The organism is Actinomadura sp. ATCC 39365, from assembly GCF_054392275.1.
Genome location: NZ_CP184335.1, coordinates 5,342,456 through 5,360,539 on the forward strand (window position 1 = coordinate 5,342,456; position 18,084 = coordinate 5,360,539).

Genomic DNA, 18,084 nt, shown 5'->3' on the forward strand with positions numbered 1-18,084 from the left:
ATGCGCGTGATGTTCACCGTCTTCCCCGCGACGGCGCACTTCCTGCCGATCGTGCCCTACGCGTGGGCGTTGCAGGCGGCCGGGCACCAGGTGGTGGTGGCGGCCCCGCCGGGCGTCGACACCGGGGTCTCGGTGCCCGACTTCCACCGGTCGGTGAACGCGGCCGGGCTGACCGCGGTCTCCTGCGGCGCGCCGGAGCCGCTGTCGGTGCACGACCGCGGCTACCCCGGGTTCGCCGGCCTGATCCCGACGATCGAGGAGTCGGAGCGCCTGGTCGCCGCGCTCGGCATCACCGAGGCGGAACGGCCGCCCTGGGATGTCTTCTACCACTTCGCGCTGCTGACCATGCGCAACTACCATCCGCCGGAGCCCCGCCAGGACGTGCAGGCCGTCGTCGAGTTCGCCCGCGAGTGGCGGCCCGACCTCGTCCTGTGGGACCCGTGGTTCCCGTGCGGCGCGGTGGCGGCCCGGGTCTGCGGCGCCGCCCACGCCCGTACGCTGCTGGCCCCCGACTACACCGCCTGGGCCACGGACAAGTTCGCCGGCAGCGGCGAGCGGAACCCCATGACCGGGGTGATCGGCCCGCTGGCCGACAGGTACGGCGTGACCGTCGACGACAACCTGCTGCTCGGCGACTGGACGGTGGACCCGTTCCCGCCCGGGATGAGCCTGCCCACCCCGGGCGTGCGCCGCCTGCCCGTCCGGTACGTCCCCTACACCGGGGCGAGCGTCGTCCCCGAGTGGCTGCGGCGACCGCCGGACCGGCCGCGGGTGGCGATCTCGCTGGGCGTGTCGATGCGCACGTTCTTCAAGGGAGACTGGGGCCGCACCGCCAAGCTGATGGAGGCCGTGGACGGCCTGGACGCCGAGGTCGTCGCCACCCTGGACGCCAACCAGCTGCTCGACCTGGACCGCCCGCTGCCCGCCAACGTGCGCGTGTTCGACTACGTGCCGCTCGACCAGCTCCTGCCGACCTGCTCGGCGATCATCCACCACGGCTCGATCGGCACCTTCGCGGCCGCCTCGGCCATGAACGTCCCGCAGGTCGTCTGCGACACCGACGAGCACAACCGGCTCGTCGGCACCCCCGTCGAGAACGGCATCGACTGGCAGCTCCAGTGCCAGAAGCAGCTCACCTCGACCCGAACCTCCCGGTACGTCACCACGCGCGGCGCCGGCGTGCGGATCAACCACCAGACGCAGTCCGCGGCCGAGATCCGCGACGAGCTGCTGCGCGTGCTGAAGGACCCCTCGTTCACCAAGGGCGCGGCCGCCATCCACGAGGACTGGCTGGCCACGCCGAGCCCGACCGACATCGTCGCGGAGCTGGAGCGGCTGACCGCCGCCGCCCGGTAGCCGTCGACCCCTCAGACAGGAGGCGGACAGTTGCGGATCCTGGTCACCGGCGGCGCCGGTTTCATCGGCTCGGAGTTCGTCAGAGCCACGTTGCGCGACTCGCCGGGCACGCGGGTCACCGTCCTGGACAAGCTCACCTATTCCGGCAACCTGGAGAACCTCGACCCGGTGGCCGGCCACCCGGGGCTGCGCTTCGTGCAGGGCGACACCGCCGACCCGCTCGTGGCCGACGAGGTGGTGGCCGGGCAGGACGCGATCGTGCACTTCGCCGCCGAGACGCACGTCGACCGGTCGATCGTCAGCGCGACCGGCTTCGTGCGCTCCAACGTGCTGGGCACCCAGACCCTGCTGGAGGCGGCCCTGCGGCACGGCGTCGGCCGCTTCGTGCACGTCTCCACCGACGAGGTGTACGGCTCCATCGCCGAGGGCTCGTGGACCGAGGAGACGCCGCTCGCGCCGAACGTGCCGTACGCGGCCTCCAAGGCCGGCTCCGACCTGCTCGCGCTGGCCTTCCACCGCACGCTCGGCCTGGACGTCGTGATCACCCGCTGCACCAACAACTACGGCCACTACCAGTTCCCCGAGAAGGTCATCCCGCTGTTCGTCACCAACCTGCTCGAAGGCCGCCGGGTGCCCCTGTACGGCGACGGCGGCAACCGGCGCGACTGGCTGCACGTCTCCGACCACTGCCGGGCCATCCGCATGGTCCTCGACCGCGGCCGGGCCGGCGAGGTCTACCACATCGGCGGCGGCAGCGAGCTGAGCAACCTGGAGCTGACCGCCCGCCTGCTGGAGGCGTGCGGCGCGGGCTGGGACATGGTCGAGCACGTCCCCGACCGGCCGGGGCACGACCTGCGCTACTCCCTCGACATCTCCAAGATCGAGCGGGAGCTGGGCTACGCGCCGTCGGTCGACTTCGAGACCGGGCTGGCCGCGACCGTCGCGTGGTACCGGGACAACCGGTCCTGGTGGGAACCGCTCAAGCACCGCGAGCTCGCCGTGGCCGCCCACTGAAGATCATGAGGAGAAGCCATGCAGGACATTGTCCGACGTCTTGACACGTGCCGGGTCTGCGGGCGCGACGACTGGCTGGAGGTCACCTCCTTCGGGTCCGTGCCGCTGGCCAACGGCTTCCTCGACCCCGCCGACCTTCCGGCCGAGGAGCCCGCCTACCCCGTGGACGTCATCGTGTGCCGCAACTGCCGGCTGATGGCCATCCGGCACGTGATCAGGCCCGACGTGCTGTTCCGGCACTATGTGTACGTCACCTCCGAGTCCGACCAGATGACCGGCCACATGCGGCGCATCGCCGGCTGGTGCACCCGCCGGGCCGGGCTCGCGCCGGGCGAGCTGGTCGTCGAGCTGGGCAGCAACATCGGCCTGCAGCTCGCGCTCTTCCAGGAGCAGGGGCAGCGCGTCGTCGGCGTGGACCCGGCCGAGAACCTGGCCGAGATCGCCAACGCCCGCGGCGTGCGCACGCTGCCCGAGTTCTTCGGCGCCGACCAGGGCCGCCGCATCCACGCCGAGCAGGGCGAGGCCAAGCTGGTGCTCGGCCGCCAGTGCTTCGCCCACATCGACGACGTGCACAACGTGCTGGACGGCGCCACCGCCGTGCTGGCCCCCGACGGGCTGGTCGCGATCGAGGTCCCGTACCTGCTGGACCTGCTGGAGGAGAACCAGTTCGACACGATCTACCACGAGCACCTGTCGTACTACTCGGTCACCACCCTCGGCCACCTGTTCCGGCGGCACGGCCTGCGCATCGTGGACGTCGAGCGGGCGGCCGTGCACGGCGGCTCGATCGTCGTCTTCGCCGCCAGGGAGGGCTCGGCCCACCCCACCCGCCCCTCCGTCGACCGGCTGCTGTCGCTGGAGCGGCAGAGCGGCCTCGACTCCGACGACGCCTACCTGGCCTTCGCCGAGCGCGCCCACCAGGTGATCAAGGAGATCGGCGACCTCGTGCGCGACCTGGCCGGCCGCGGCCTGACCGTCGCCGGGTACGGCGCGCCCTCCAAGGGCACCACCCTGCTGCAGTTCTGCGAGCTCGGCCCCGCCGAGGTGCGCTTCTGCAGCGACACCACCAGCCTCAAGCACGGCAGGCTGCTGCCCGGCACCCGCATCCCGTGCCGCTCGCCCGAGCAGGCCCGCGACCAGCAGCCCGACTACTACCTGCTGCTCGCCTGGAACTACGCCGACGAGATCATCTCCAAGGAGCGGGACTTCCTGCGCCGCGGCGGCAAGTTCATCATCCCCATCCCGCAGCCGAGGGTCGTGACGGCCGAGCCCGTCCCGGCGGTGGCCTGAAGGAGATCTGCATGGAATACGGATCCGACCACGCCGAGTACTACGACCGCGTCTTCCGCAGCCGCGGCAAGAGCTTCGAGGGCGAGGCCCAGGAGCTCGACAGGATCATCAGGGAACGGTCGCCGCACGCGGCCTCGCTGCTCGACGTCGCCTGCGGCACCGGCGCGCACCTGGAGACCTTCGCCAAGCTCTTCGACCACGTCGAAGGGGTCGAGCTGTCGCCCGACATGCGGGAGGTCGCCGGACGGCGGCTGCCCGGCGTGCCGCTGCACCCCGGCGACATGCGCACCTTCGACCTCGGACGCACCTTCGACGCCGTGACCTGCATGGGCAACGCCGTCGGCGAGCTGGGCTCCTACGACGAGCTGGTGGAGGCCGTCGGCCGGATGGCGGCCCACCTGGCGCCCGGCGGCGTCCTCGTCGTCGAGCCCTGGTACTTCCCGGAGAACTTCCTCGACGGGCACGTCGGCGGCCACACGCTGGTGGAGGACGGGCTCGTCATCTCCCGCATGACGCACTCGCGCAGGGAGGGCGGCAAGAGCCGGCTGGAGGTGCGGTTCAGGGTCGCCGACGCCTCGGGCTTCAAGGAGTTCGCCGAGGTCCTGTACTCCAGCCTGTTCACCTGCGACCAGTACCTGGAGGCGTTCGCCAAGGCGGGCTGCCGGGCCGAGTTCCGGCCCGCGTTCAAGCTGGCCGACGGCCGGCCCAACAGCCCCGGGCTGTTCGTCGGCGTGCGCGAGGAGGGGGCCGGCGATGGCCTTCGGTGAGCCCCTCGTCGTCGGCCGGCCGAACGCGGGGGAGCGCGCGCGCCTGCTGGAGCGGCTCGGCGGCGTGCTCGACCGGCTCTGGCTGACCAACAACGGCCCGCTGGTGCGCGAGTTCGAGGCACGCCTGGCCGACCTGACCGGCGCCCGGCACGCCGTGGCGACCTGCAACGCCACCACCGGCATCCAGATCGCGGCCAGGGCCGCCGGGCTGCGGCCGGGCGACGAGGTGATCGTCCCCTCCTTCACGTGGGTGGCCACCGCCCACGCGCTGGAGTGGATCGGCATCGTCCCGGTCTTCTGCGACTCCGACGAGATCACCGGCAACGCCGACCCCGACCACGTCGAGCGCCTGATCGGCCCGCGCACCCGCGGCATCCTCGGCGTGCACGTCTTCGGCTACCCGTGCGACGTGGACGCGCTGGAGCGCCTGGCCCGCGAGCACGGGCTCGTCCTGCTGTTCGACGCGGCGCACGCGCTCGGCTGCACCTACCGGGGCAGGCCGATCGGGACGTCCGGGGACGCCGAGATCTTCAGCTTCCACGCCACCAAGTTCGTCAACAGCGTCGAGGGCGGCGCGATCGTCACCGACGACGACGACCTGGCCGCGCGGGTCAGGGAGCTGCGCAACCAGGGCATCGACGCGGCCGGGCAGATCTCCGGGGCCGGCACGGTGGCCCGGATGAGCGAGTTCCACGCGGCCATGGGGCTGACCTCGCTGGAGGCCATCGACACCATCGTCGAGGCCAACCGGCGCAACCAGCGGGTCTACGAGGAACTGCTGGCAGGGCTGCCGGGCGTCGTGGTGCGCGGCCAGGCGCCCGGCGAACGGGCCAACTTCCAGTACCTGGTCATCGAGGTGGACGAGGCCGTCGCCGGCGTGTCGCGGGACGCGGTGCTGGCGGCGCTGCTGGTGGAGAACGTGCACGCGCGCCGCTACTTCTCCCCGATCTGCCACCAGGTCGAGCCGTACCGGTCGGACCCGGGCAGGCACTTCCCGCTGCCCCTGCCCCGGGCCGAGGGGCTGGCCGCCCGCGTCCTGTCCCTGCCGACCGGGCCCACGGTGGACGCGGAGCACATCGCCGGCATCTGCCGCGTCGTGCGGGAGACCGTGCGGGCGGCCGACCGTCGGCTGGTCGCCTGACCTGCGACGAGGGCGCCTGCTTGAAGGGGCGCCCTCGTCTGTCAGGCCGCGGGCACCGTCCCCTGGACGGCCTCGGGGACCGGGGTCACCCGGCGGCGTACGGCCAGGCCGAACAGGGCGACCAGCAGGCCGCACGCGCCCGCCAGCGCGAAGGGGGCCGCGGGCCGCCACAGGTCGTAGAGCCAGCCGCCGACGCCGGAGATGACGAAGATGCCGATCGCGCCGCAGAGCGTCTGGACGCCGAAGCTGGAGCCCCGGTAGCGGGCCGGCACCTGCTGGGCCAGCAGCGGGCCCGCCGTGGTGATGACACCGATCTCGCCCAGCCCGACGGCCGCCGCCACCAGCATCATCCCCGGCCCGAGCGGGTCGCTGACCAGCAGCGTCGACAGGTACGCGGCCCCGGCCAGCGCCTGGGCCAGGATCACCACGTCCTGCCGCCGCATCCGGTCGCCGAGCCAGCCGAACAGCGGCGCGCCCACCACGATCACCATGTACGCGATGCCCACGATCGCGCCGCTCTTGGCCAGGGCCTCGGTGGCGGACATGCCGCGCACGGCCTTGGCGTAGTCCACGATCCACAACGACAGGAAGCTCGCCACCAGCGCCAGGTCGGCCCTGGCCACGAACGACGCCGCGTACGACAGCGCCACGCCGGGGTCGCGGGCCAGCCGCACGCCCTCGACGACCAGCCGCGCCAGCCCGGCCCGCTCACCGGCCGGTTGCCCGGCGGGCGGCTCGACGGACGTGGCCAGGCCGGGGGCCAGCGTGCCGCGCAGGGCCAGCGCGCCCAGCAGCACCAGCCCGGCGACCACCAGGAAGCCCACCCTGGCCGCCGTGGCCGGGGCCATGCCGCCGTCCTCCAGCATGTTCGGCAGGCGTACCAGCACCAGCACCGCGATCACCGCGCCGATGCCGCTGAACAGGCCGAGCCAGCCGTAGGCCCTGCCGCGCGCGCGGTCGCGCACGTAGTCGGCGGTGATCGCGGACATGGTGACGTTCAGGGCGGCGATCCCGAGGGCGAACACGACCCGCAGGGCGACCAGGACGGCGACGTTGCCCGCGAACGGGTAGAGCGCCGCGCCGAGGGCGCACAGCAGCAGCCCCGCCACGGCGACCGGCCGCCGGCCGATCCGGTCGGCGAGCGCGCCGTACCAGGCCAGGCTCAGGATGAGCGCCGCCTCCGCGGCGACCTGGAGGTAGCCGGTCGTGCGGCCCAGATCGTCGCCGGACAGCCCCAGCGCGTCGGTGAGCAGGTACGGCTGGGCGGCCGGCAGGAACGTGATGACCGCCGTGCCGAGGAGCCCGAGCCCCATGCATGCCCAGAGGTTGGTCCTGCTGATGCCCGTCGCGGCGTCGAGACCTAACATGGCAGAGATCATCCCAACGTCAGCCCTAGATCGTCTAGGTTTGGCACATGATGAGTGACCGAGTCCCGCCGGGCGTCAGCGCCGCGGTGCCCAACGTGGCGCGGATGTACGACTACTACCTCGGCGGGAAGGACAACTTCGCGTCCGACCGGGCCGCCGCGGAGAAGGTGCTGTCGATCATCCCCGAGATCAGGGGCGACGCCCGCAACAGCCGGGCCTTCCTGCAGCGCGCCGTGCGCCACCTGCGGCAGACGGGCGTCGACCAGTTCCTCGACATCGGGTCGGGGCTGCCGACCGCGGGCCACGTCCACGAGGTGATCGAGGGCGCGAAGATCGTCTACGTGGACAACGACTCGGTCGTGCTCACCCACTCCCGCGCCCTGCTCGGCCACTCGCCCGACGTCACCGTCCAGGAGGGCGACCTGCGGCGGCCGGAGGCCGTCATGGAGCGGGCCGCGGAGGTGCTGGACTTCTCCCGGCCGATCGCGCTGCTGGTGGTCTCGCTGCTGCACTTCGTCACCGACGACGAGGACCCGGTCGGCGTCGTCCACCGCTACCGCGACCTGCTACCGGCGGGCAGCCACCTCGTGCTGACGCACGTCGCCCCGGACACCATGCCGAGCAAGGCCGACGACGTCAGTGCCGTCTACCGCAACGCGACCTCGCCGTTCACGGCCCGCAGGCGGTCGGTGTTCGCCTCCATGCTGGACGGCTTCGACCTCCTGGAGCCGGGCATCGTCAACACCCGCGAGTGGCGCCCCGACCCCGACACCGACCCGTCCCCGATCGACGGCGACTACCACCTGTGCGCGGTGGGCCGCAAGCGGTCCTGACCCGCGCGGCTCCCCTCGGACACGGCCCATCACCTCCAGGTGATGGGCCGTACGTGTTTCCGGGCTCGGCACCGTTTCGAACATGTGATCTAAAACGTGTGGGCATCTGCTGCCGGTGGTGCTTACGATCTTGGTGTTCGCCGGCCGGGTCGTCCGGCCGGCTCTACCGGACGGAGAGATGTCCTTGAGGCGTGCAATGATCGCGTCAGCCGCCGCGCTGAGCCTGCTGGCCCCCGTCGTCGTGGCCGGGCCCGCCGGGGCGGCCACCGTCGCGACGGTCTCGCTGGCCACCGTCGTGGACAAGGCCCGGGAGGTGGCCAGGTTCTGGCTCGACGGCGACGCCGCCAACCTGCGGGCCGCCACGCCGTACACCGTGCTGGCCGTGGCGGGGGGCGAACGCCTGTCCACCGGCGTCGTCCCGGACGGGCCCGCGGTCAGCACCCCGCCGATCGGGGCCGAGAACCCGCCGCCCGGCGACGAGGTCGTCACGTCCGGCAAGGTGTTCTTCATCGGCAGCGACGGCCTGCCCCACTGGTGCACCGGCACCTCGGTGCAGTCGAAGTACCGCAACCTGGTCGCCACCGCGGGCCACTGCGTGTTCGACATCGAGGCCCCGATGGGCGCGCTCGGCAAGTGGGTCTTCGTCCCGGCCTACTCCGACGGCGCCACCCCCTACGGCCTGTACGTCGGGAAGCAGGGCATCACCCACTACGACTTCGAGGACCTGCACGACTTCGACCGGGACTACGCCTTCGCCACCGTCCACAGCGGCGTCGTCCTGTCCGCCCCGGACACGCTGACCACCGTCGGCCGCCTCGGCGACAACGTCGGCGGCCTCGGGATCGCGGCCAACCAGCCGCTCCCGCCGGCGGCCGACGTCTTCGGCCACCCCTCCGGGCTCCACCCCGACGGCACCGGCCCGTACGCCGGCCAGAGCCTCGAACGCTCGACCGGGCCGACGTTCGCGGTGAAGCCCTCCATCCTGCGCGCGGACCGGCCCGTCGGCGTGGAGTCGCCGTTCACGGTCTCGCCAGGGGCGGCGTGGGTGACCGGGTACGACGCCGAGACCCGGGCCGGCTACCTGACCGGCCTGACGATCAGCGTCGCCGACACCGACGCCGACGGACGGTACGACACCGGCATCTCCCCGTACTTCGACACCGGGCTGTTCCAGGTCTACCGGGACGCGGCCAACCGCTGGACCGGCTCCATCACGTACGTCTCCGGCTGACCCGGGACGCGGCGGGCACCCCCGAGGCGCCGGGCCGGGGCGTCGTTCAGTCGATGACGCCGACGCCGGTGCCGGACCACAGCGCCCTGGACGACGCCTTGGGGTCGGCCACGTCCGAGCTGCCCACGTCGAAGACGTGGGTGACGGCCTTCTCCGGTTCGTGGCCGGGCCAGCCGGGGTCGCCCGTGGCCGCGAACCGGGTCCAGGCGGTGCGGAACTGCCGCGAGAGCGCCTCGCCCTCGGGGGCGCCCCCGGTCAGCATCGCGGCCAGTGGCGTGTCCAGGGTGCCGAAGGTCAGCGGCACGTCCAGGCCGTGACAGGCGCCGAGCGGGGTGGGCGACCAGGCCAGCTCGTAGGCGAAGGTGCGCCCGCGATGCGCGTCGGCCAGCAGCGCGCTCGGCATCCTGAACAGCCAGTCGGACATGAGCGTGCCGTACAGCCGCCGCGCGGACGCCCCGGGGAGGGCGGCGCGGTAGGCCGCGTCCGCGCCGGGCGGGGCGAGCGCCGCGAGGGCCGCGTCGAGCCGGGAGGCCAGGTCGTCGTCCGGCCTCGGGTCCATCGAGAGGAAGAGGTCGAACTCGTCCCTGGTGAACCCCACGACCAGGTCGACGTCCCGGGCGGCGCCCCCGGCCAGGGCCGGCCACGGCAGCGAGGGCAGGACCTCGCCGTCCACGACCGGCATGAACGGGACCGACGCGAAGGCCAGCCGTCCCCATCGCCCGGGGAAGGCCGTGAAGTCCTCGGCGACCACCGCGCTCCCCGCCGCGAGCAGCTCCTCCGGCGCGCTCTCGGACGGCGACGCGCCGCCCAGCCGCTCGACGACGGCCGCGGTGACGCGGGCGGCCCGCTCGGGGGTGAGGAACAGGCCCGGCACGCTCTGCGCGATCGCGCGCCGGAACAGGCCGGCCGCCGAGGGCATCGTCAGCAGGCAGGCGATCGAGCCCGCGCCGGCCGACTCGCCGAAGATCGTGACGTTTCCCGGGTCGCCGCCGAACGCGGTGATGTTCTCCTGGACCCAGCGCAACGCCGCGACCTGGTCGAGCAGCCCCCGGTTCGGCGGGGCGCCGTCGATCCGGCCGAAGCCCTCCATGCCGATCCGGTAGTTGAACGAGACCACGACCACGCCCTCGCCCGCCAGCCGCCGCCCGTCGTACTCCGGCAGGTCGGAGGAGCCGGTGACGTACGCGCCGCCGTAGATCCACACCATCACCGGCAGGCCGGAACCGCCGGGGTCGGGCGACCACACGTTGACGGTCAGGCAGTCGAGCCCGCCGGCGGAGCTCCACGCCGGCATCCCGGGCAGCACCGCCTGCTGGGGCGGCCGGGAACCGAAGCCGGTGGCGTCACGGGTGCCGTCCCAGGGGTCGGCGGGCGCCGGTGCGGCCATCCTGAGCGGCCCGAAGGGGCTCTTCGCGAACGGAATGCCCCTGAAGACGGCGATGCCGCCCTCGTCGGTCCCGCGTACCTTGCCGGCGGTCGTCGTCGTCACCACTGACCATCTCCTTCCCGCGGGCCTGTGCCCGTCGGCGGTGTCGATGGTGAACGATAGAGCCTGTGTCGGTCGGCATAGACTCGAGGGGTGGCCCCCTCGTCCGCCGCCTGGTCGCCGCCGTGCGAGGATCAGGCCGTGCTGAACGAGCGGGAGCGGACGCGAGGTGGCCGGACGGCGTTACGTCCGAGGCTGGTGGCGGCCGGCTGGGACTATCTCGTGATCGCCGCCTGGCTGGCCCTGCTGGCCGCGGTGTTCGTCCCGCTGAGTCGCGCGGGAGCGGGGTTCGGCGGGCTCGGCACCCTGGGCACCGACCTGCTGATCACCGCGCTGAGCGTGCTGCCCGTCGGGGCGTACCTGGTCGTGGGGGAGGCGGGGCGGCGGCGGGCCACGTGGGGCAAGCGGCGGGCCGGGCTCGTCGTGGCACTCGGCGGCGGAGGGCGGCCCGGCGCGGCGCGGATCGTGGCGCGCGCCCTGGTGAAGCTGCTTCCGTGGCAGTGCGCGCACATGGCGGTCTCCCGGCTGGTCCGCGACCCGGATTCGGCCGTCGCCATGCCCCTTCTGGTCGCGGCGTACGCCCTGGCCGGGGCCTCGGTCGTGCTGGTGCTGACCCGCCGCGACCGGGCCGCCCTGCACGACCTCGTGACGGCCACGCGGGTGGTGCCGTCGCCCTGACGCCCCGGCCGCCGATCACACCTCCGGCAGGGACGGATCGGGCTGCCAGGGGCTCGGCGCGGTGATGGACCAGCGTTCGTGGTCGCGCCAGGCGCCGTCGATGTAGAGGTAGTCGGGCGACAGCCCCTCGTGACGGAAGCCCAGGCGCCGGGCCAGGGCCAGGGACGCCTTGTTCTCCGGCTGGATGTTGGCCTCCAGGCGGTGGAGCCGCAGAACGCCGAACGCGTGCCGCAGGGCGAGGGTGAGCCCGTCGGTCATGTAGCCGCGCCCGGCCGACGGGGCGAAGGCCGCGTAGCCGAGGGAGGCGCCCTGGTAGCGGCCCCGGATGATCGAGTTGATGTTGACCATGCCCGCGGCGGCGCCGCTCTCCCGGACGCGGATCAGGAAGCCCAGGTTGCTGCCGTCGTCGAAGCGGCGCATCCAGGTCCGGAACTCCTCGGCGGTCGAGGGCAGTTGCATCCACGGCCCGTGCAGTTCGGCGCTGGCCAGGACGAGCGAGCAGAACTCGTCCTGGTCGGAGAGGGTGAGCGGGTGCAGCTCCACCCGTGACGGCATTTCGGACATGGGGCAACTTTAGGGCGTGTCGCGAGAGGCGTCGTCTCTGTCAGCTCGCCGTGGTGGTCCAGGCCCGGTGGGCCGTCTCGCGGATCTCCTCGTCGGCGGTCTGCTCCACCCTGGCCATCGCCGCGCGGAGGATGGGCGGCGTCATCAGCGACGTGACGATCGCGACCAGCACCACCAGCGTGTACGCCTCGACGCTGAGGATGCCCAGCCGCAGGCCGACCATGGCGACCACGACCTCGATCACGCCGCGCGCGTTGAGCCCGGCGCCCAGGGCCAGGGCCTCCCAGCGGTTGAGCCGGCTCAGCCGGGCGCCGGCGTACGCGCCGACGAACTTGCCGACGATCGCGACGGCCAGCACCGCGAGCCCGGCCAGCAGCACCGGCGGGCGGGTCAGCGCGGTCAGGTCCATCCGCAGTCCGGCGGTGGCGAAGAAGACGGGGGCGAAGCCGTACAGCGTCACCGTGCGCAGCGGCGCCAGCCGGGCCGGGTCCACCCGTCCCGCGCCGCCGATGAGCATGCCCATCACGAACGCGCCGAAGACCGACTCCAGGCCGAGCGCGTGCGTCCCGGCCGAGGCCAGGACGAGGAGGACGATCGCCACGCCGACCGTCGGGCCCGCCTCGGGCGACCGGGCCGCCAGCCGCATCGCGCCGCGCACCAGCGGACGCCCGACGGTCAGGGCCACCACGACGATGGCCACGAGGTAGGCCAGCGAGGTGAGCACGGTGCCGGTGCTGACCGCGTTGACGGCCATGGCGCTGACGATCGAGAGCATGAACCAGCCGAACGCGTCGTCGATCATCCCGGCGGTGAGCGTGAGCTGGCCGATGTTGCGGTGCAGCAGCCGCATGTCCATCAACGTCTTGGCCAGCACGGGGATCGCGCTCACGCACATCGCCACGCCCATGAACAGCGCGAACACCGTCTCGTCGGTGCCGTCGGGCACGATCATCCGGGGCAGCAGGAACCCTGTGGCGATGCCGAGCCCGAGCGGGATGACCAGACCGCCCACGCTGATCCCGGCCGCGGTGGCCGCCCGCCGGCGCACCAGGCCGAGGTCCATGTGGATGCCGGTCAACCCGACCAGCAGCAGCACGCCGACCTGCCCGACGGCGTCCAGGAGGTGGAACTGGCCGGGGTCGGCGGGGAAGAGCCAGCGGTGGAGGTCCGGCGCGACGTGCGCCAGGATCGACGGCCCGAGCACGACTCCGGCGAACAGCTCGCCCACCACGGCGGGCAGCCGGAACCGGGCCGCCAGCGCCCCGAGCCCCAGGGCGAGGGCGAGCAGCACTCCGATCTGCAACAGGAACACGAGCATGCCGTGCGCGCCGATGGGGGCGATGGGCGTCTGCATGAATACCCCTGGAGGTCGATCCCGGTTTCCGAACCTGGATATTCAGCAAAGAACGCCCGGCGCGGCCGCCGCAACGGACCCGTTCGTATGCGGCACTCTCCGAGAAGGCAGCCCATGAAGATCCGCAATCACGGAGAAACCGGCCACCCCCGCACCACGGAGCTCAGCCGGAGGCGCGCGGGCCGAGCAGCACCGGCAGGGCGCGCACGCCGTTGTCCAGCAGCGAGGTGAGCCGGGGCAGGTCGTCGAGCGGCCCGGCGGCCCGCATGCCGGGGAACGTCGCGAACAGGGCCGGCAGCGCGACCTCGGCCTGCAGCCGGGCCAGCGGCGCGCCCAGGCAGAAGTGCGGCCCGTGCCCGAACGCCAGATGCGGCACGGCCGGCCTGGTCACGTCGAAGTCGGCGGCGTTCTCGCCGAACCGCTCGGGGTCGCGCCCGGCGGCGGAGAAACAGGCCAGCACCGCCTCGCCCGCCCGCAGCCGGACGCCCTCGATCTCCAGGTCCTCCATGGCGTAACGCATCGGGAAGTAGGCGTTGGGCGACTCCCAGCGCAGCGCCTCCTCCACCGCCGCGCTCCACGGCACGGCCCCCGAGCGCAGCAGTTCGAGCTGCTCGGGCCGGCCCAGCAGGGCGCGCACGGCGTGCGCGATGAGGTTGATCGTCGTGACGTGACCGGCGATCAGCAGCACCTGCACGGTGTCCCGCAGCTCGGCGTCGTCCAGCCGGCCCTGGGCGTGCAGCGCGATCAGCTCGCTCGTCAGGTCCTCGCCGGGCGTGTCGCGCCGCAGTTCGATGATCTCGCCGACCAGCTCGAACAGCGCCCTGCGGCCCTGCGGGCTGTCCGGCGGGCTCTGGTCGAGCTGCACCACCTCGTCGGTGAGCGCACGCAGGCGCTCGCGGTGGGAGTCGGGCACGCCCAGCATCTCGACGATGACGCGCAACGGCAGCGGGTAGGCGTACTCGGCGCGCAGATCGACCGGCTCGCCCGGCGGCCGGGCCGCCAGCTCCTCCAGCAGGTCGCCGACGATGGAGGTGATCCACGGCTCCATCCGCTGCACCTGGCGCGCGCTGAACAGCTTGACCAGCGGGCCGCGCAGCCGCCGGTGCTCCTCGCCGTCGGCGTTGAGCATGGACGCGTCGGTGACGAGCCGCATCAGCGAGGTGCCCTGGGGGGCCGCGGCGCGGGCCTCGGGGTCCCAGTACCGGATGTCGCGCGTCATCGCCGGGTGCGACAGCACCGCCTCCAGCGTCGCGTGGCTGGTGGCGGCCCAGGCCAGCACCCCCTCGACCCGCACCGGGACGAGCGGGCCGGCCCGGCGCAGCCGCTCGTCGCTGTCGTGCAGGTCGAGGGTGGCCGGGTCGAGGACGAACTCGGGTTCCATGGTCATCCTGTCTGTCTGGTGCGGTCGGGCGGTCATCGGCTCGACGTCGCCCCGCTGTAGCGGCGGGGGAGGACCATGACCGGGTTGTCGTCGAGGATCACGTCCGGCGGCCCGAAACGTTCGGCCACCCGGCGGATCTCGGGGTCGTCGAGCAGCAGCAGCCGGCCGTCGAGGACGAGCGGCTCGTCGTCGGCGTACAGGGTGGGCCGGTCGACCTGGCAGTCGCAGTGGGCGAAGCCGGGCGCGGTGGTGACGGCCACGCCGTCGGTGAGCGCGTCGAGCCCGCAGTAGAACGCGCCGGCGTGCTTCTCCCGCTCGAACTGGCTGCCGCCGGCCACCCGCACCTTCGGGTTCAGCCCGATCAGGGCGTGCCGCAGGTAGAAGCCGCCGGGGGAGAAGCGGCGCAGCCGGTCGGCGGCCGTCCCGCCCTCGATCTTCTGCACGACGTTGCCGGCCAGGTGCACGCTCAGCGGCTCCTCGGGCACGCCGGTCACCGTGCAGTCCTCGACGACGAGCACGCCCTCGGTGTCGGCGGGCCAGAAGTTGACGCCCCCGTACGGGAAGGGCCGCCACTGGCCGGGGCCCGGCGGCTCGGCGTCCGGCATGAGGGTCAGCCCGGACAGCGTCAGGTCCGTGCCGGCCGTCGAGGTGACCCGGATCCTGGTGGTCGCGGCCAGCTTCTCCAGCGTGCGGTGCGCCAGGGCGTAGAAGACCTCGTTGGGCAGGCGGGCGCCGGTGAGCAGCGCGCCCGCCGTGGCGCTCATGTGCAGGGACGCGAACCTGACCGGCAGGGCCGCGATCTCGTCGAAGAACAGCGGCGCGGTGTGCACCTCGCCCCACCAGGTGCAGGCGATGACGACGTCGGACGCCCCGACGGCGGCCCGCTCGACGTGGTGCCCGGCCCCGCTGTCCCAGCCGCCCGGGCTGAACGGCGCGACCGACAGGATGTGCACGTCGGCGTCACGGTAGGCCGCCGCGGCCGCGATGGCCTGCACGACCACCGGGTCGACGGTGTGCTCGGCCAGCACCAGCACCCGCTCGCCCGGCGCCACCCGCAGGTAGTGGACCAGGTTGCGGGCGCCGGGCATGAGCTCGACGATCGAGTACGGCGCGGCCGTCGGCTCGGCCGCGTAGCCGAAGGGCGCAGTGGCGTACGGATTCGTGGTCATCGTTGTCTCCCCCGGTGCCGGTCGTACCCGCTGCCGTGCCAACCCGCGGCAAACGCCACACCTCGATCACGGAAAGGATGCGGCGCCGGCGCGGGCGGCACGGTTTCCGGCACGGTTTCAGCGCGAGCGTCGTCGCGACCCGGCCGACAGCTCGATCGGGTCGAAGCCGAACGCGTCCGCCGGGTCGTGGCCCAGGTACAGGTCACGGACCAGCTCGCCGGCCGCCGGGGCGTTGCACAGCCCGTGGCCGGAGAACCCGGTGGCGTACAGGAACGCCGGCGATCCGGGCAGCCGGCCGATGAAGGCCGACCGGTCGGGGCTGGCGTCCCTGGGGCCGCGCACCGCCGTCTCCAGCCCGGACAGGTCCAGGCCGGGATAGGTGGTGGCGAGCTGCGCCCTGGCCTTGACGAACCAGGCGTCCCGGTCGGTGCCGGGGTTGCCCATGCCGATCAGGATCCGGTCGCCGCGCCGGCGGATCAGCAGCCCGCTGGCGGCGTGCAGGGTGACCGGCATGTCCGGCACCTCGGGCAGCGGGCCGGTGGTGAGCAACTCCTGCACCGCCGGCCCGGTCAGCGGCAGGTCCACGCCCGCCGCCGACGCGATCCAGCCCGACCAGGCCCCGGCCGCGCACACGATCGCCTGCGCGGTGAGCGTGCCGTCCGCGGTCTCGACCCGTCCGGTGGCCGGATCGACGGCGGTGACCGGGCAGCCGGTGCGCAGCGAGGCCCCCGCCCGCGCCGCGCCCTCGGCGTACGCCTCCACGATGGCGGCCGTGTCGCTCACGAACGCCTGCGGCGACCACGCGGCCGCCAGCAGCGACGGCTCCTCGACCAGCGGGTTGAGCCGCCGGGCCGCCTCCGCGCCGATCAGCGACACGTCCACGCCCGCGGCCCGCTGCGCCGGCAGCTCGGCCTCGAACCTGTTCACCTGCTCCCGTTCGGTGAACAGCACGAGGTAGCCGACCTGCCGCATCGGCAGCTCGGCGCCGGGCCAGCGCGGGAACGACTGATACGCCGACAGGCTGCGGACCGCCATCGCGGAGCTGACCGGGTCGCCGGAGAAGTAGGCGCGCAGCACGTCCGCGGTGGCCCGCGAGGCGCCGGAGGCCAGGTCGTCGCGTTCCAGGACGACGGTCTCGACCCCCGCCTCGGCCAGGTGGGCCGCGATCGACAGGCCGATCACCCCGCCGCCGATGACCACCACCTCGGCCCGGTCGGCCTGGCTCATGCCGGGGCCACCGTCCCGCTCGTGAAGGGCGCCAGCATCGAGCCGGAGACCGGGGCCACCGAGCCGTCCGCGCGCAGGTGCTCGTCGACCTGCCACGGGAAGAGCTGGAGGTTCCAGGCGCCCAGGCAGTTGACGTACAGGGCCATGTGGGCCATGAGCGCGACGAAGTCCTCGCGGTCCTGGAGCTGGTCGGCGACCTCCAGCGCGCGCTCGGTGAACTGGTGCAGCTTGTTCAGCCCGCAGTAGCCGAGGAACTCGGCCGGGGTGGCGGCCATGATGCGCGCCATCTGCTGCAGGAACTCCAGCGGGAGCTGCTGCTGCTGGGCGGCCCTGACCAGGCCGGAGTAGCAGCAGTAGCCGAGCGGGCGGGTCTCGCCGTTGACGAACAGCATCGTGGTCAGCGTGGTGCCGAAGCTGCCCGCGCCCGAGGCGATCCGGCCCTCGTGCAGGTCGACCAGCTCTTGGGGCGGGTCGAGCCAGATGCGCTCGATCTCGTCGTGCAGCTCGGCGAGGAGCTGGTCGGCCTCGGTGTGCCGGGCCGTCGGGCGCCGCAGCTGGTGGCCGCCGCCGTCGCCGGCCCTGCGCACCTCGACGATGACCGGCTCGCCGCCGGAGTACACCGACTGCCACACCGCCTGCCCGGCCTCGGCGAGCGCGTCGAGGTCCTCCTCGCGGACGGTGCCGATGGGCGTGGCGGGCATGGGCTCGCTCAGCGGGCCGTACTTGATGCCGAGGTGCTGGAGACGGGAGCAGAACACCGATCCGTCGGGTGCGATCCGCCGGTCGATCTTGTGGACGCCCGGGACGTGCAGCAACTCGGGCATCGGGGCCAGATGGTAGAGGTGGTGACCCGCCACGAGGGCGTGGCCTTGCAGGCTGCGGTAGGGCAGGGTCTGCCACAACGCGTCGGCTAGGTCGCGGTTGCGTCCGTCAAGGTCTGCTGTGACCGATACGCCGATGGTGGGCCAGAGAATTTCGATCTGCCGCTCGGTGGCCGATTTGTTCATAACGCGGACAGTAACACAGCCGTTACGAACCGTAATTGAGGGGGTCGCACCTCGGCCGGAAGGGGAATTGTCCGGGAAGAGGGCGCCGTGGGCGGTCGTCGCGCACGCCGGCGGAGGAAGTTTGGCGCCCCAGTCGTTGCCGACTGGGGCGATGCCCACATTAGGGCGTTTTGTCTGTTTTGTATAGGTTCTATTACGCGAACGTGCGGGCCACGCCTG

At 73.0% G+C, this 18,084-nt stretch carries 16 protein-coding genes; 8 read left to right on the top strand and 8 right to left on the bottom strand.

The window, feature by feature from the left end; all coding sequences use genetic code 11:
* The 5 genes from ACNF49_RS26210 to ACNF49_RS26230 are packed head-to-tail and all read left to right on the top strand — an operon-like array spanning nucleotide 1 to nucleotide 5,568.
* On the top strand, nucleotides 1-1,356 hold the full coding sequence (locus ACNF49_RS26210) for a nucleotide disphospho-sugar-binding domain-containing protein (protein ID WP_482945331.1): 1,356 nt from the start codon (nucleotides 1-3) through the stop codon (nucleotides 1,354-1,356).
* A 30-nt stretch (nucleotides 1,357-1,386) separates the two neighbouring features.
* Nucleotides 1,387-2,370 (top strand): dTDP-glucose 4,6-dehydratase, encoded by a 984-nt coding sequence (rfbB, locus tag ACNF49_RS26215; RefSeq protein ID WP_352327799.1) that lies wholly within the window; start codon nucleotides 1,387-1,389, stop codon nucleotides 2,368-2,370.
* A gap of 18 nt (nucleotides 2,371-2,388) precedes the next feature.
* Nucleotides 2,389-3,660 (top strand): class I SAM-dependent methyltransferase, encoded by a 1,272-nt coding sequence (locus ACNF49_RS26220; RefSeq protein WP_357982279.1) that lies wholly within the window; start codon nucleotides 2,389-2,391, stop codon nucleotides 3,658-3,660.
* Nucleotides 3,661-3,671: 11 nt separating this feature from the next.
* Nucleotides 3,672-4,427 (top strand): class I SAM-dependent methyltransferase, encoded by a 756-nt coding sequence (locus ACNF49_RS26225; RefSeq protein ID WP_357982276.1) that lies wholly within the window; start codon nucleotides 3,672-3,674, stop codon nucleotides 4,425-4,427.
* Nucleotides 4,414-5,568 (top strand): aminotransferase class I/II-fold pyridoxal phosphate-dependent enzyme, encoded by a 1,155-nt coding sequence (locus ACNF49_RS26230; RefSeq protein WP_482945332.1) that lies wholly within the window; start codon nucleotides 4,414-4,416, stop codon nucleotides 5,566-5,568. The genes ACNF49_RS26225 and ACNF49_RS26230 overlap by 14 nt, the downstream gene beginning before the upstream one ends.
* Before the next feature lie 41 nt (nucleotides 5,569-5,609).
* On the opposite strand, the gene ACNF49_RS26235 is transcribed toward ACNF49_RS26230, so the two are convergent.
* Nucleotides 5,610-6,935, bottom strand: a complete 1,326-nt coding sequence (locus tag ACNF49_RS26235) for an MFS transporter (protein ID WP_482945333.1) — start codon at nucleotides 6,933-6,935, stop codon at nucleotides 5,610-5,612.
* Between the two features lie 47 nt (nucleotides 6,936-6,982).
* Here ACNF49_RS26235 and ACNF49_RS26240 point away from each other — a divergent pair, with 47 nt between their 5' ends.
* Both ACNF49_RS26240 and ACNF49_RS26245 read left to right on the top strand, forming a co-directional pair.
* Nucleotides 6,983-7,768 carry an SAM-dependent methyltransferase gene (locus ACNF49_RS26240; protein ID WP_482945334.1) on the top strand — a complete coding sequence of 262 codons (786 nt, stop codon included), beginning with the start codon at nucleotides 6,983-6,985 and terminating at the stop codon, nucleotides 7,766-7,768.
* 196 nt (nucleotides 7,769-7,964) lie between these two features.
* Nucleotides 7,965-8,999 (top strand): trypsin-like serine peptidase, encoded by a 1,035-nt coding sequence (locus ACNF49_RS26245; RefSeq protein WP_357982265.1) that lies wholly within the window; start codon nucleotides 7,965-7,967, stop codon nucleotides 8,997-8,999.
* Between the two features lie 46 nt (nucleotides 9,000-9,045).
* On the opposite strand, the gene ACNF49_RS26250 is transcribed toward ACNF49_RS26245, so the two are convergent.
* Nucleotides 9,046-10,488 carry a carboxylesterase/lipase family protein gene (locus tag ACNF49_RS26250; RefSeq protein ID WP_482945335.1) on the bottom strand — a complete coding sequence of 481 codons (1,443 nt, stop codon included), beginning with the start codon at nucleotides 10,486-10,488 and terminating at the stop codon, nucleotides 9,046-9,048.
* A gap of 90 nt (nucleotides 10,489-10,578) precedes the next feature.
* On the opposite strand from ACNF49_RS26250, the gene ACNF49_RS26255 reads away from it, so the two are divergent.
* Complete coding sequence (locus tag ACNF49_RS26255; RefSeq protein WP_482945336.1) at nucleotides 10,579-11,163, top strand: RDD family protein; 585 nt, start codon at nucleotides 10,579-10,581, stop codon at nucleotides 11,161-11,163.
* 15 nt (nucleotides 11,164-11,178) lie between these two features.
* Here ACNF49_RS26255 and ACNF49_RS26260 read toward each other — a convergent pair whose 3' ends face one another.
* From ACNF49_RS26260 to ACNF49_RS26285, 6 genes are all read right to left on the bottom strand, one after another.
* On the bottom strand, nucleotides 11,179-11,727 hold the full coding sequence (locus ACNF49_RS26260; RefSeq protein WP_482945337.1) for a GNAT family N-acetyltransferase: 549 nt from the start codon (nucleotides 11,725-11,727) through the stop codon (nucleotides 11,179-11,181).
* Nucleotides 11,728-11,767: 40 nt separating this feature from the next.
* Nucleotides 11,768-13,081: a cation:proton antiporter gene (locus ACNF49_RS26265; protein ID WP_482945338.1), complete on the bottom strand. Its 1,314-nt coding sequence runs from the start codon at nucleotides 13,079-13,081 to the stop codon at nucleotides 11,768-11,770.
* Between the two features lie 163 nt (nucleotides 13,082-13,244).
* Nucleotides 13,245-14,462, bottom strand: a complete 1,218-nt coding sequence (locus ACNF49_RS26270; RefSeq protein WP_358000856.1) for a cytochrome P450 family protein — start codon at nucleotides 14,460-14,462, stop codon at nucleotides 13,245-13,247.
* A 32-nt stretch (nucleotides 14,463-14,494) separates the two neighbouring features.
* A complete protein-coding gene (locus tag ACNF49_RS26275) occupies nucleotides 14,495-15,631 on the bottom strand; it encodes a 2,5-dihydroxypyridine 5,6-dioxygenase NicX family protein (protein ID WP_357982250.1) in 1,137 nt (378 codons plus the stop codon).
* Between the two features lie 117 nt (nucleotides 15,632-15,748).
* Nucleotides 15,749-16,858, bottom strand: a complete 1,110-nt coding sequence (locus tag ACNF49_RS26280) for an NAD(P)/FAD-dependent oxidoreductase (RefSeq protein WP_482945339.1) — start codon at nucleotides 16,856-16,858, stop codon at nucleotides 15,749-15,751.
* On the bottom strand, nucleotides 16,855-17,865 hold the full coding sequence (locus ACNF49_RS26285; RefSeq protein ID WP_482945340.1) for a cucumopine synthase-related protein: 1,011 nt from the start codon (nucleotides 17,863-17,865) through the stop codon (nucleotides 16,855-16,857). The genes ACNF49_RS26280 and ACNF49_RS26285 overlap by 4 nt, the downstream gene beginning before the upstream one ends.
* Nucleotides 17,866-18,084: the final 219 nt, after the last annotated feature.